The 14,299-nt window shown below is 44.4% G+C and carries 9 protein-coding genes and 2 pseudogenes; 1 reads left to right on the forward strand and 10 read right to left on the reverse strand.

The annotated features are described in order from the left end of the window. Positions 1-106: 106 nt before the first annotated feature. The 4 genes and pseudogenes from PN457_RS12000 to PN457_RS12015 all read right to left on the reverse strand — a co-directional run bounded on the left by PN457_RS12000 (position 107) and on the right by PN457_RS12015 (position 7,005). Positions 107-3,730 (reverse strand): choice-of-anchor I domain-containing protein, encoded by a 3,624-nt coding sequence (locus tag PN457_RS12000; RefSeq protein ID WP_271733567.1) that lies wholly within the window; start codon positions 3,728-3,730, stop codon positions 107-109. A gap of 212 nt (positions 3,731-3,942) precedes the next feature. Next, positions 3,943-4,200 (reverse strand): annotated as a pseudogene (locus PN457_RS12005) (arginase family protein); the annotation flags it as partial. A 519-nt stretch (positions 4,201-4,719) separates the two neighbouring features. Next, entirely contained in the window at positions 4,720-5,745 is a 1,026-nt protein-coding gene (locus PN457_RS12010; protein WP_271733580.1) for an agmatinase family protein, read from the reverse strand. A gap of 111 nt (positions 5,746-5,856) precedes the next feature. After that, on the reverse strand, positions 5,857-7,005 hold the full coding sequence (locus PN457_RS12015) for a carboxylate-amine ligase (RefSeq protein WP_271733568.1): 1,149 nt from the start codon (positions 7,003-7,005) through the stop codon (positions 5,857-5,859). A gap of 402 nt (positions 7,006-7,407) precedes the next feature. On the opposite strand from PN457_RS12015, the gene PN457_RS12020 reads away from it, so the two are divergent. Beyond that, positions 7,408-8,364 carry a ribonuclease Z gene (locus tag PN457_RS12020; protein WP_271733570.1) on the forward strand — a complete coding sequence of 319 codons (957 nt, stop codon included), beginning with the start codon at positions 7,408-7,410 and terminating at the stop codon, positions 8,362-8,364. A gap of 431 nt (positions 8,365-8,795) precedes the next feature. Here the strand turns inward: PN457_RS12020 and PN457_RS12025 are convergent, their stop codons facing one another. The 6 genes and pseudogenes from PN457_RS12025 to PN457_RS12050 all read right to left on the reverse strand — a co-directional run. Continuing rightward, positions 8,796-9,488 (reverse strand): J domain-containing protein, encoded by a 693-nt coding sequence (locus tag PN457_RS12025; protein WP_271733571.1) that lies wholly within the window; start codon positions 9,486-9,488, stop codon positions 8,796-8,798. A 16-nt stretch (positions 9,489-9,504) separates the two neighbouring features. Then, positions 9,505-10,467, reverse strand: coding sequence for a cysteine synthase A (gene cysK, locus PN457_RS12030; RefSeq protein ID WP_271733572.1), 963 nt, complete (start codon positions 10,465-10,467; stop codon positions 9,505-9,507). A gap of 38 nt (positions 10,468-10,505) precedes the next feature. Next, entirely contained in the window at positions 10,506-10,943 is a 438-nt protein-coding gene (locus PN457_RS12035) for an RrF2 family transcriptional regulator (protein WP_271733573.1), read from the reverse strand. A 182-nt stretch (positions 10,944-11,125) separates the two neighbouring features. Beyond that, a complete protein-coding gene (locus tag PN457_RS12040; protein WP_271733574.1) occupies positions 11,126-12,898 on the reverse strand; it encodes an iron uptake porin in 1,773 nt (590 codons plus the stop codon). Between the two features lie 359 nt (positions 12,899-13,257). After that, a complete protein-coding gene (locus tag PN457_RS12045; protein WP_271733575.1) occupies positions 13,258-13,539 on the reverse strand; it encodes a 4a-hydroxytetrahydrobiopterin dehydratase in 282 nt (93 codons plus the stop codon). Positions 13,540-14,130: 591 nt separating this feature from the next. Then, positions 14,131-14,299, reverse strand: a pseudogene (locus PN457_RS12050) (photosystem II D2 protein (photosystem q(a) protein)); the annotation flags it as partial.

Raw genomic sequence — 14,299 nt, forward strand, 5'->3', positions numbered from 1 at the left:
AAAACCTCCTTGGGTAGTGTTTTCACTTTTAGCTACGGGGAGATACCGGACTTCTACGAGACTTGTGGTGACATGGGGAAATGTGGTGAGAAGTCCAGTATCTGGTTTAAGCAAAGACAAACTGACTGGAATCGTTGAGATTGAATTGGGCTATATTGACCCCTTCGATGAGGGCGACATCTGTACTACCTACCTGAATGATGGTGTTACCATTTTGACTTAATAAACTAACTTGGTTGGCGGTAATACCACCCATACCGATGCGGTCTATACCTAATTCAAAGTCTTTGAGGACATTGGGTAAATCGGGTAGGGAACCGCCAACTACTAACCAGAAGTTATCTGCACCTTGACCGCCCCAGAGTAAGTTGTTACCACCCTGTCCGGCGTAGAGGCTGTCATTACCATCGCCACCAAACAGGCGATCGCCCACAGTAGAATACAATTGGTCATCACCGGAGCCACCATAGAGGCGATTATGACCATCTGGACTAGAGCGCAGCACGTCCCGACTGTCACCACCAAACAGCATTTGTCCCCGGCCTTCTGCTACCTGTAGGGTGTCATGGTCAGCACCACCGAGGAGGATGTTAGGGCCGTCGGCTTCGACAACTATCAAGGTATCTTCACCCCGACCGCCATCTAAAACGCTGGTACTGGCTGGACTTTGAGCACCAATCATTAAGGTGTCGTCACCATCTCCACTGCTGACATTGCTGTCACTACCCACCAAGATAGTATCGTTCCCCTTACCGCTATATATTGCATTACTAACAGCTTGACTCCCATCTACCTGGTCATCTCCATCCCCGGTAAAGACGGTAATACCTGATTGGTCGCTGGTTAATGTCAGGTCATCTGCACTAGGGGAACCACTAATCACAGTTACTGCCTCTTTGATTAGGTCAATATCTGTGATCACAGATACTACATCGTTACCTTCACTAGAAGCAATCACTCCCTGGAGTTTACCTGTGGGTGTGGTTAGAAAAGCTATTCCCTCAATGCGATTGGCATCGGGGAAAATGATGGGATCAACTGCTACCACGTTGTATGGATCAGTGATATCAAAAACAGCCGCTACGCTGGTAGTGGTGCGTTCAAGGGCTACTAAGGCATGGGTGCGTCCATTAACAGTCACTACTTCCACCATCTCTGGCTCAGTGCCCTTGTCATCATCACGATTAGAAGCCATGAGTCCCAGACTGTTGGCTAGTTCTTCGAGGGCATTACCGCTGTCAAATACAACATTACCCTTGTCATCGAATATGCGTAAAGAGCGCGAGCCGATAGTGTAAGCCTGGTCGATTAATCCATCACCTGTAATATCACCATAATTGTTGAGTAGATTTAGTCGGGTACGGACACCGGGGTCTGGATCATATGAGAGGTTTAGGAGTTCTACACCAGGATGGTTACGGAAGGAATTATTATTGATAGGAGTACTACTATTAGCCCTGGTAAGGTCATAAAAAATATTACCTTCATCTGGGGGATATTCCCGGGAGTCACCCTCTCCTGCTGCGAGGATGAAAGTGCGTCCCTGTGAGTCGGTATACGTAGCCAGTCCATCGGGCATGGTCAATCCGTAAACTTTTAATCCGGGGAGAGGCCTGTAGATGTTTGTGTCGTTTGGTCCATCGCGATCAGAACTATCCAACCCCATGGAGTTAAAGGTAACAACTGTGAAGCTGTTACCACTAGCACCCTCAGTACCAAAGTCATTGTCATAGTTAATTACTAAAGCCCCGTCATCCCGCAAAGCCAGACCTTCTGGTTTATCGTAGGCTAATGTACCGCCAATGGAGGGCAGGTTAAAAAGTTCTACTTTATGTGCTAGACGAATACCAGCACCAGCCAGAGTGTCCGCAGTGGATATGCTGTAAACACCATCTACTAAGGTGCGGCGATTATCTAGGAGTTCGGGCTGGGCTACACCTATGAGGTTAGTCCAACCATCTGTTAAGGTGATTTCTAAGGTATTAGTGGCACCACGCAGATCTACCTCATAGATGTGTTTAAGTCCGTTGAGATTGCGATTACTGTCCCGCTCAATGACGTAGAATACATTTTTGACGGGATCGAATACGGCATCACCGAGTTTGTCCTGGTTGGTGCGGCCACTGAGGAGATAGAAATGCTCTGTTTGAGGAATCCCTGTTGCTGGATCAATAGCTAGGATGCGGATGAGTTCTGAGCGGCTGCGGGAAGGTCTACCCTCTTGATTAATATTGTCAAGGGGACTCTGCATGAAGGCATAGAGGAGTCCGTTGTTGGAGTTGAAGGACATGGCTTCAATTCCCCGGTTTGGCCAGCGATTACCGTAGATAGCTGGTAGAGTATCAATGGTTTCCGCACCGATTACTACACCGTGTTGCTGTTGGAGCAGCGCCTTTTGTCCGGCTGGAATATAGCGCTGAATTAAGTTACCGGTGGTAAAGTCAAATAGAGCAATCTGTCCACGGTACTCATCGCCCACTGCGAATACTTTACGTTCTACTCCCTCAATGGTAACGGTGAAGACTCCCACGGTTTCTGAGTCAATACCGAAGGGGTCATAGGGGAGGTCTTGGTTATTGCTATCGATGGGGATATCATCCTTGACAGCCAGCTGAGGTAGTCCAGTCAGGGGTGCCCCATCTTGTCGATTTAAACCAATCTTGTCTAATTCTGTAATTTCTCCTGTTCCCCGATTCATCCCCAATTTGTAAATGGTGGGTTGGAAATCGGGGTCTAAGAATTGCCGCTTACCATCCACAAGGTCACCATTGGGACCGCGATCAGTGATGGAATAATAAACGTCAAGTGGTTGTTCATTAATGGTTTCTACCCGGTCAAACCAGAGTCCAGAGAGTCCACCCGCCAGAACTCCTTCAGGAAGGTTATTATCTCCCATGGCGTAACTCAGGGAGTAGTTAAAATTATCTGCACTGGGGCGACCTCGTTCCCAATCCTGAATACCTGCGGAGAAGATATTGGTGATTTGTGGGGTGTCTGTACTCAGGTCTAGTACTGCGATCGCGTTATTCTCTTGTAAGGAGATGTAAGCTGTGTTACCATCCGTAGTGATGGCGATCGCCTCTGGTTCCATGTCTTGAGCTAGGGTGGTGGTAACATCGGGGCGACCACCAATGCGAATACCACGGTTAATTAATTCTTCCTTGCGACCTTCCCATGGGCTAAAGTCGATGGTTTGAACATTGGCTTGGGTAGGTGCTTGGGGTGTGGAAGAAAGATAAGCGCTGGTATCGATAACTGAGATGGAACCTACGGGGTCAATTGCGTATTGATTGTCAGGCTCCCCTTCATTAGTCACCAGTAGCTTTGTACCGTCGTTGTTAAATTTCACCATATCTGGCAATGCACCCACTGTTACATCAGTGAGGAACACAGGTAGCACTGGATTAGTGAGGTCGTAGAACTGGACAAAGCCCGGTTCCGTCTTCACCGGATTTTGCACCGCTACGGCTAGCAGCCGGCCAAACACTGCCACGCTTTGTAGGGTATTACTGTTGTCTGACGGGGTAGCCACAGCCACTGCTCTGGGGTTAGAGGGGTCAGTCAGATCACTTACCACAATCGCTCCTGATCCACCACCGACTGTGTAGAGGATACCGCTTACAGGGTTGTAGGCAGATATCTCAGCGTTCGCTCCTAGTGAATCAAGGTTGAGAACGCCATTAATCCCTTCTAGGGGAGGGGTGATGTTGTTAAAAATGAGGTTAGACATAGTGGGTTGAGCAGAATTTAAACTTGCAGTAATGGGGTCTTGCAACTGATCAATGATCTGTGCGGGCTATGTTTTGCCCGTCAACTGTCAACCGGTATATTATGCAAGTTAAAAATTAAGCAGTTATTATTAAGTCGTTAAGAAGTCTTTAAGTCACCAAGTGGATAAGCATCGCGTAAATCTACGTGATCATCAATATGTAAAACGCCTTACTTGGGATACTTATTGGCTAATGCTGGGAAGTAACCTAAAGGTACACTATGATCACCACCAATAACTGCAACACGCTTACCCTGGTTCATTGCTGTTTGACACTGGGTGAATAACCATTGATTGAGTTGTTTCCCCGCTTGATTAATTTCTGTGAGTACGGGAGTTAAATCGGGTGTATTTGTCAATGGTTGACCTTATGCTAGTCTTTTAATGATTTTAGCTGCAAAAGTACGATAATATACATTTTTTTTAAACATTACTCCATGTATACTGTATAATATAAACTTTTCTTGTGAGTTGGCTATGAAAAATACGACACCGCCCCCGCCCCCACCTTACAATTTTAACAATAATGATTTAAGGATTATTTGCAACGAGTTAATGGCGTTAAAAGCAGAATTAGCAGGTAAGATTTTTTGGACTGTTTTTTGGGCAAATATATTATCTGGGTTAGCCATTTTTATTGTTATATTGTTTATAGCAAATTTTATGGCAAATCTCGACTGAAAACTTATCAAACATCCTCTAAAAAGATGTTTGGAAACTAATGATTAGTCTATCAAATCTTGTTTCACCCCAACCTAACCCTCCCCTTATAAGGGGAGGGGACTGGATTTGATTGTTTTTTGTGTGTTGGGTGTGTTCCCTGTTCCCTGTTCGGTGTTCCCTGTTCGGTGTTCCCTTTTCCCTTTTCCCTAAGATAAAAATTACGGCTGAAAACTTCTCAAACAACCTCTAAGATTGGGAGAGGCTAACCCGACATTGAAATGCGCTCTCTAGTTTATTAAATTAGCCAGTTTGTAAACAATTCGCGCCCCCACGTTACCATCCCACTGCGCATTACCAACTTCGCAGACATCAAAACCAATAATTTGTCTACCGCTTTTGACTAATTCTCGGAATAAACAAAAGGTTTGCTCTAATTCTAATCCTCCGGGAACGGGTGTACCTGTATTTGGGCAAAGTTTGGGGTCAAGTCCGTCCACATCAAAGCTAATATAAACTTGTTCTGGTAAATGACTGATGATTTCTCGACATAAATCAAGCCAAGTGTTACCGGCGTAAAGTCTTTGTTTAAGAATAGGGTCGTAATAAGGGATAATCCGCTCATGAGATTGGTCAATTATGTTCACTTCCTCATGGCAAATGTCACGTAACCCTACCTGCACTAATTTAGATATCTGCGGTATTTTCAGGGCGTTAAACATGATAGAAGCATGGGAAAATTCAAACCCCTCATAAGCATCGCGTAAATCTGCGTGAGCATCAATATGTAAAATGCCGTATTTGGGGTACTTGGTAGCTAATGCTTGGAAGTAACCTAAAGGTACACTATGATCACCACCAATAACTGCAACCCGCTTACCCTGGTTCATTGCTGTTTGACACTGGGTGAATAACCATTGATTGAGTTGTTTTCCTGCTTGATTAATTTCCGTGAGTACGGGAGTTAAATCGGGTGTATTTGTCAGTGGTTGACCTTGTGCTAGTCGTTCAATAATTTTAGCTGCCAAGGTACGATAATATTCATTTTTTTGGAAAATATCCGGAGAAATTTCCATCATGAAAATTCCTTGTTTCCACCCATGAGGACGATCTAAATCGAATAAATCTACTTGTACAGAAGCATCAAGAATCTGTTGTGGCCCTTTTGCCGTACCTGCACCATAGGATACAGTTACCTCCCAGGGTACAGCAATGATCATCAAGTTAGCAGACTCATAGTCCGATGGCAATCCAAAGATATTACCATTGATTTCACCTACTCCACTGGGATTGTAGTCTGGCTGTTGAATATTCATTGTCTTGGTTTTACACCCACGGGTAAACTGTGATATTGTACCGGAATATTGTAACTTAAAACTCACGGCTGAGTTACAGCGCATTTCATCTGTGTACCTACATATAAGCCTCTATGGGTATACATCTGTGGATGAGGTTGTTAATTCCTCTTCTAGTTCTTGCACCAAAGAAGCAACTACAGCTTTTAAAGAACCTGTATTTTCAAAGACTCGTCGCTGACGGGTATAACTAGCGCCGGTTTCTAATCTTTGCGCCAGTAGTTGCAAGTATGAACTTTCTCCCAAATTGTCAGCAGAGGGGGCGATCGCATCTAATATATCCCGAATTATATCGCCTATGGGTCTAGTGCCACCTTGCTCATTTTCGATGTAATTTGCATCTAAACCCCAGCGAGACGCTCGGAAAAAATTTTCTTTTTCCATTAACCAAGGTAGGGGGGACAACAAAAATCCTGTGTGTTTGCCTTGGGGGTAGTGGTAGAGGTATAATATGAGGGAGTGGATAAGGGACGCTAGGATGATGGACTCTTTTACCGTTGGTTGAGCATCCATGACTCTGATTTCTAAAGTTCCCAAGTCTGGCTGAGGTCGTAAATCCCAGTGAATGTCCCGGATAATCTGAAACATTCCGGCGTTTTGGGAGCTAATAAAGAATTGACAAAAATCTTTCCAGGTGGGAAACAACCCAGGAGTACCATAGGTTCTCGATGATGATAGGAAGCGGTGACGATAAGAAGCAAAGCCAGTATCACGACCCCACCAAAAAGGTGAACTAGCAGACAAGGCCAGTAAAATGGGGAGATAAGGTTGGAGCTTACCCATGATATCTACAGCTACATCACCGGATGGCATTCCCACATGAACTTGGAGAGCAAAGGTCATCATCATATCTGCGAGATAGCCCGATGCGGCTTGTTGGGCGAGATACCTGGGAGTGGGTGTAACATTGGTAAAGCGATCGCAAAATGGATGAGTACCAGAAGTACAGATATTCATCCCCAGATTCTGGCATTGCAGCTTAAGGTGAGAAAGAATAGCCAAAATATCAGTTTCTAACTCATGGATATTGAGGCACACTCTGGAACTAATTTCAACAGAGGCTTGCTGAAACTCTGGCTGGATGCAAGAATTTTTGGGGATGTGTGCCAACAAAGGTAAAATCCCATCTACCAATTGCAGGGTTTGGGGATTGAGCAATTGTAACTCAATTTCCATACCGAGAGAGAATTCAGAAGAACTTTTAAATTCTAAATCTGTCATCCCATCTTCCTCTGACTAGTACATCTGGCGTGACCTACTAGTTTAATGACTTTTTGTGTTGGGTGACTTCTACTTTAAAGGTGTTGACACTTCCCCTGACGCTCTTTCTCCCCAAAGGATGTAAGCGGTATAAATTCAATGGGTGTGTGGTTCCCTGATCTTGCGATTACCCGAAACTGGGTTAAACTGGGTTTACCATCTTGGTAATTCAGTTCTTGAAGGGGAGGAATTTGGTCACTGGGCGCTGCAGTCGCACAGGGAACGGGTTTGAGTGCAACGCTGTTAATACCAATGGCTAGGGAATGAATTGGATATCATCATATACGCAGCTAAGTGTTTTTCTCAAAAACCGTGCCAAGATAGAAAGTAAACAGTTTAGTCAAAGGAAGGCTAAAAAACACAGTGCAGATTACTTTTTTAGGGACGAGTTCTGGTGTACCTACGCGATCGCGCAATGTTTCGAGCATAGCGCTAAGATTACCCCAAAGGGCAGAACTATGGTTGTTCGACTGTGGCGAAGGGACTCAGCATCAAATTTTGCGGAGTGACCTGAAAATGAGTCAAATATCCCGAATTTTTATCACCCATCTGCACGGTGATCATATTTTTGGCTTAATGGGACTTTTGGCTAGTTGCGGGTTAGGTGGGAATGTGCAACGAGTTGATATCTACGGACCACCGGGATTAAATGAATATATCCAAACTGCTACGCGTTACTCACATACACATTTTTCTTATCCTATCAAGGTTCATGTTGTGCGTCCGGGAATTATTTATGAAGATAATGATTTTACCGTCAGGTGTAGCCCTTTACATCACCGCATTACAGCATTTGGTTACCGGGTTTCGGAAAAAGACCGCCCAGGAACCTTTGATATAGACAAAGCCAAAGCCTTACAAATTCCCCCAGGTCCGGTTTACGGTCAACTCAAGCGCGGTGAAATAGTCACACTCAGCGACGGAAGAGTAATTAAGGGTACAGAATTATGTGGACCTACAGAAATCGGGCGCAAAATAGCTTATTGTACAGATACAATTTATGCTGATGGTGCGGTAGAATTAGCACAAGATGCAGATGTGTTGATTCATGAGGCTACCTTTGCCCATCAAGATGCAGATTTAGCTTTTGAGCGATTGCATTCTACCAGCACCATGGCGGCGCAGACAGCTTTAATGGGTGGGGCGCACCGGTTGATTATGACTCATTTTAGTCCCCGATATGCTCCCGGTAACAGCATTGAATTAAAAGATTTACTCAATGAAGCCAGGGCAATTTTTCCTAATACACATATGGCTTATGATTTCATGACTTACAGTGTACCCAGGAGAAGGGAGGCTGTTGATCTCTGCACGCTTTGAAAAAGGTGGATTCCGATAGCTGGCGAGCCGTAGCCATACTGTTGTGTCCCAAAGTGGCTTTGACCGGTTCAAACAGTCCTACCCGCATCGACCTATTATGAGGTTGTACGGCTAGTTTAGGTCTTACTGGAAGATTTTACCTATTGAAGGCCGCTCAAGGCGATCGACTTGAGCACTGTGTAAAGCCCAATCACCTTGTGACATACTCACCGACCTTCTATGTCGGTGATTCTTGACGTTTCACTGCAACTTGCTACCGAAGTAGTCTTACAGTCGCTCCTCGCCCATTTCAAGTCGTGCGGATGCCCCATGCTGACAATCTTACATTATACTGTACTGCACGCTAAACACCAAGAGCTATGCAGGACAGACAAAAGCCGTCCTAGAAGGACGTTGCTGTGTATCCCACTCCTTTGGTCAAGAGTATGAACTCAACACAAATCTTGTACCTCCTTGTGTAATCTAGCAGCTATACGGAATAATTCTTGTCCTGTGTGCAGATAACGCTCATCATAGCTTAAGGGAAAATAGGCTAACTCTTCTATACCATCTGCTACTTGACCCAGACTGTGGTATAAATAAGCCGCCCTTTTAGCTAAACTGGGGGGATTTGGTAGGGAACGAAAAACAACTTGGGCTTGCTTCAGGTCTTCTCGACAGGTGTTTAAGTATTCTGCAAATTCCTCTAATAACTGATCATCAAAAGGATCCGCCGCTAGTTCCTCAACTTGATCTTCTAGAGAATAGAGAATCCGATCAAGCAGTTCATTGACTGGTTGATAAACCAACCGTAGCCATTCCTCAACCTGTTCATCAGCATCTCGTCCCGTTGGTCTAGTGGTTTGGTAACGTTGTTGACCCGGGCGTTGTTGATACTGACCATTTAATTTTTCCGAATTGTCTTGCAGTTGTTGGTCATACTGACGGCGATTTTGACTGTCTCTTAAGACCTCATAGGCTGCATTGATGCGAATAATCTGCTCTTTATCTGCTGTTTCCTGATTAATGTCCGGATGAAACAACTTCACCAAGCGGCGATAAGATTGCTTAATCTCCGCTTGGGTAGCATTGGCATTTACTTTGAGAGTTTCGTAATGGTTATAAACTTGTTTGGAATCGACCATGAATTTAATGTAACATTTAGCTGATGCTAGTGGCTACTTTAGCTTCCAAGTCTTGGAACAAAGGTGTACTTAAATATCTTTCTCCAAAACTAGGCTGAATCATGACTATTAAGCGCCCTTGATTCTCTTTTCGTTGTGCTACCCGAATGGCTGCACATAAAGCTGCACCGGTAGATATACCCGACAGTAGCCCTTCTTCTCTGGCTAAACGGCGACCATAGGCGATCGCATCGTCATCAGTAACAGTAACTACCTCGTCAATCAGTTGTACTTTGAGAACTTGAGGGATAAACCCAGCACCAATTCCTTGGATTTTATGGGGGCCTGGTCTTCCTCCTGATAATACTGGGCTATTGGTTGGTTCCACGGCGATGGCCTGAAAACTGGGTTTTCGGGCTTTGAGAATTTCCGCCACACCGGTGATTGTACCACCTGTACCCACACCAGCCACAATCATATCTACCTGCCCATCGGTATCTGACCAGATTTCCTCAGCTGTAGTTTCCCGATGTATTTTGGCATTGGCGGGATTGCGGAACTGCTGCAACATATAAGTATGTGGGGTAGTATCAACTATTTCCTGGGCGCGGCGAATTGCGCCACTCATACCCTCAATTCCCGGTGTTAGTTCTAATTCTGCCCCATAAGCCCGCAACATCGCCCGCCGTTCTCCGCTCATGGTTTCTGGCATAGTTAAAATTAACCGATAACCCTTAGCTGCTGCGGCCATAGCTAGAGCAATACCTGTATTTCCTGATGTGGGTTCTACCAATAAGGTCTTTCCCGGAGTAATCAAGCCTTCTGCTTCGGCCGCGTTAATCATACTCACCCCAATGCGGTCTTTGACTGAGGATGAGGGGTTCATACTTTCGAGTTTCACCAATATTTGGGCGACACATCCCTCCGCTTGGGGGATACGGTTCAGCTCTACTAGGGGTGTGCGACCAACTAATTCTGTAATGTTACGGGCTATTTTCATAATTATTGCTAATTTTCCTATTTATTTATCTGTGAAAACTAAATGTAGTACATAATATCCAATTGCCGACGGGAATCCCTTTTTTCACAAAGATCCTGAATTGTGTAGTTTTGTAACACTAAGTTTGCCGCTTGACAGGCTTCCTGCCAGATGTCTTTAATCACAGCAGTATCTATACTTTTAGGATTGCTGTCTTCTTCACAAGTCCGTATATCTAACCCTTCCAAACATTGTAAAACATCGAAAACTGTAATTTTCCAAGGTTCCCGCGTCAGAAAATAGCCACCTTTGGAACCACGTTGACTCTTGACTATACCCCCCCGTCTCAAAGTCGCCAGTAACTGCTCCAAATAGCGGTCGGGGATGCTCTGTTGGGCGGCGATTTGGCGAATTTGCATCGGTTCACCGCTTTGATAATGAGTTGCCATCTCGATGAGGGCGAGAATGGCGTATTCAGATTTACATGATAGTTCCACAAGCAGTAATTATGAGTAAGGGGTCAAGAAAAAGTTAAATAGAGTAATGACTCTTAACTTTTTCTAGTATACTCCGGTTCTCCACTGGGGTTTGCTCTTTAATTTCAGGGACAAGAAAAAGCCCCGGGTGATGGCGGGGCGCAATTAATTAAGGAGGAAATTTTGAGCAGATTTACCAGTTTCTAGAAATTGAAGGTGGTTCTGACAGTACCGATAAATACATCTTCGTTGTTACCGTTCTGTCCAGAGTTGGTCATCCAAATCACTCCGGGAGTGACTGAGATGTGATCAGAAATGCGATGCTTGTAGAAGCCCTCAACTTGGTATGGAATTTTGTCTAAGCCTTGCACTCTATCAAATGCGTGGGGTTGAGCACCGGCGAAGATCCCCAAAACGTTACCTCTTCTCCCGAAGTCAGGTAAGGCTATCCCAGCTCCATAACTCCAAATTTCGCTGTTGTCGTTATCACCAGAGCCTTCGACATCAGTATAGGACACAAAACCACTGATGGATAACTTTTCACTGGGTCTGAAGGCGGCGGAAGCACCGTAAGACTGAGTGGAAAAGGGGCTGCGATCGCCTGTTTGGTTGTTAATACCACCATAGTTTGCTACAGTAGTACCAACAATGGGTCGAGGCGAAGGACTCGCACCAAAAGGATCAAGTTTGGCATTAGACCCACTATCGAAGATAGCCGAACCTGTTCCGTGATACCCACGTACATAGGTAGCTGCTAGTGCCACGCGATCGCCAAGGTTGATGTTAAACTGTCCCAAAGCGCCATAGTTACCCTGGAAGATACCGGAACCGAGACTGGGATCATTAGGTTCTGATCCCAAGTAACCTACAGTTACGGAGCTATTGCTAAGGCCACCTTCACCAAAGGGTAAGGTATAAGCAAGACCTGCACCACCACCAATGCGATAAATAGGACTTTGAGCAGCAAAAGTAGTTAAAGCACCATTACCTCCGTCTGTACCATCAGCAAAGTAAGGGTTATTAACAGGTGCATAGTGGCTATGTTTACCACCATGAGCCGCAAGGTAAACTTGACCGCGACCGAGGGGAGCTTGATAGGTGAGTCTATCTATCTCAACATTGTTAGCACCGGTATTACCAATGTTAAATGTTTGCATACCTTCACCGCTTTTGGCGATGGCCGGTAAACCATCCGCACCCGCTGGGAGTTGTCCATCGTTACCTAGGTCAAAGTTATTAGAATTACCAGATACTAAACTGGTAGTCAAAACATCCCGACCAGTGAAGCTGCTATGTAAGCCTAAACGGACTCTGTTTTGAAAAACACCGTTGTTATTATCGCCAACTCGATCACCAAAGGCATCGGTAACAGCAAAAATTGCTTCACCAGTTAGCTTGGTAGTAGTGGAAAACTGATTAGCTTCCAACTCACTGGTGCGCCATTCTAGGGAATCTACACGACCGCGTATAGTTGCCAACTCGGCGGAAAATTCCTCTTGCAACCGCTCTAAGACAGCTAAGTCTTGTCTGGTCGCCATGTCAACGGTGGCTGTGGCGATCAACTCGTTAACCCTATCCAAACAGGCGTTTAAACCAGCCGCAAATTCGTAACGAGTTAAAACCCGGTTACCGCGATAAGTCCCATCTGGGTAACCTGTAATACAACCGTAGCGCTCAACTAAGGACTGCAACGCTTGAAATGCCCAATCTGTCGGTTTTACTTCATGAAAATCGGAAACCGATGTTACTTGGGAGAGAATTGTATTTTCTCCACCTTCATTGCTGTAGTTATTAACTTGGTTAATAACACCACTGTCCTGAGTTACGGGAGAAAACTCAGTAGCCGCTGGTTGTGGAATTGTAGAGAATTCAGTCGTAGTAATTGGGGCGGCGATTCCTGTTCCTGAAACTAATAAACTTGCGCCCAAAACTGCCGGACCAACCACCAGGGACTTCCGCAATATCATATTAGACATTTTAGCTTTTAACTCACACCTTGTATAGATAATTGTTGCTACATTTACCTCATGAATTAAACAATTTTTGTATTCATGAGATACAGTTGCTATTATCAAAAGTTTAGTTTTTACCTAGCTAATAACCTATTAATTCAAAACTTAAATTAATCTTAAATTAATGTGATTAACTAAGGCAAATACAAAACTCTATAGCTTACCATTATAATGCACCTGAAGTATATGAGAAGATATTAGCCCATAGCCTCATGAACTCTCACCAATATCTAAAAAAATGAGACGATCCGAGAAATTATATGTTCCCCGTTAGTCTCAATTATTGATATTACCTATAATTAGATCTGGTGAGCAAAAAACTTTTAACTGATTTGAGAAATTACCTCAGCTAAATCAAAATCCTTTTGTGTCAAGCCACCTGCATCATGTGTTGTCAAGGTGATATTGACTTTGTTATAGGAGATTCCTATGTCTGGATGATGTCCGGAAGATTCAGCAGGTTCTACCAGCTTGTTTACAAATTCCATCGCCGCAATGAAATCTTTAAATTTGCGGGTAGTCTGCAATTGAGAACCTGTAACTGTCCAACCTGACAAACGGCTGGACTGTGACTGAATTTCTACCTCAGTTAGTAATTGTGCCATATGAACAAATCCTGTTTACATTTTGCCTACAACTTGCACTAAATTATCTTTTGCTGATACTTTACCCTTTGATTCCTAAAACACAATTATCTAGGAATGATCAACAGGTTTAGTTGCTATGAATGTGCAAACTAACTGTAACGTAATTTTTATATTCAATTGAGCCAAAAACCATTGATAAATTTGAGAATACCCATAAAAAACTATCCGCTCTGATTTAGATCAGTTGATCTAATATCAGAGCGGTCTAGTGGGTCTTCAGATTGCAACCAGACTGCCGGAAGGAACTCCGATCTTTAGCCTAGTGACTTGAGCTAACTTAGTCTCTCAAGGTGACTAAGGCTAACTTTTAGAGAACAGCCCCGGCGCACAGCCGGCTAACTGCAACCTGATGACCCATGGTTATACTACTTTCGATCATGGGCATCACCTCCTTGTTGCCTAAGCGGTCTTAGTATCAAAAGGGCAGAGCATATGGCTCTGGGTTGTTAACCTCCACCCAATATAACACAGAATTTTAGTTAGACCAAAAAAAAATACCCCCGCTTGTGAGCGGAGGCCGAATGAAAAATCGAGAATGAGATTTTTATTTTAGAGTGCGTTACCGCGAGGTAGAACTTCCTCAGGGAATACAAATTGTTTGTGAGGCTGATCTTGAGGAGCCATCCAAGCGCGGATACCCTCGTTCAGCAAAATGTTTTTGGTATAGAAAGTTTCAAACTCTGGGTCTTCTGCTGCCCGCAATTCTTGGGAAACGAAG

This window comes from Anabaenopsis arnoldii, from assembly GCF_028331025.1.
GTDB lineage: Bacteria > Cyanobacteriota > Cyanobacteriia > Cyanobacteriales > Nostocaceae > Anabaenopsis > Anabaenopsis arnoldii.

Bases quoted from the DNA above. Each gene is read 5' to 3' on its own strand.
- PN457_RS12025 (WP_271733571.1), bottom strand. From the start codon at position 9,488: ATGGTCGATTCCAAACAAGTTTATAACCATTACGAAACTCTCAAAGTA.
- PN457_RS12040 (WP_271733574.1), bottom strand. From the start codon at position 12,898: ATGTCTAATATGATATTGCGGAAGTCCCTGGTGGTTGGTCCGGCAGTT.
- cysK (WP_271733572.1), bottom strand. From the start codon at position 10,467: ATGAAAATAGCCCGTAACATTACAGAATTAGTTGGTCGCACACCCCTA.
- PN457_RS12010 (WP_271733580.1), bottom strand. From the start codon at position 5,745: ATGAATATTCAACAGCCAGACTACAATCCCAGTGGAGTAGGTGAAATC.
- PN457_RS12015 (WP_271733568.1), bottom strand. From the start codon at position 7,005: ATGACAGATTTAGAATTTAAAAGTTCTTCTGAATTCTCTCTCGGTATG.
- PN457_RS12000 (WP_271733567.1), bottom strand. From the start codon at position 3,730: ATGTCTAACCTCATTTTTAACAACATCACCCCTCCCCTAGAAGGGATT.
- PN457_RS12045 (WP_271733575.1), bottom strand. From the start codon at position 13,539: ATGGCACAATTACTAACTGAGGTAGAAATTCAGTCACAGTCCAGCCGT.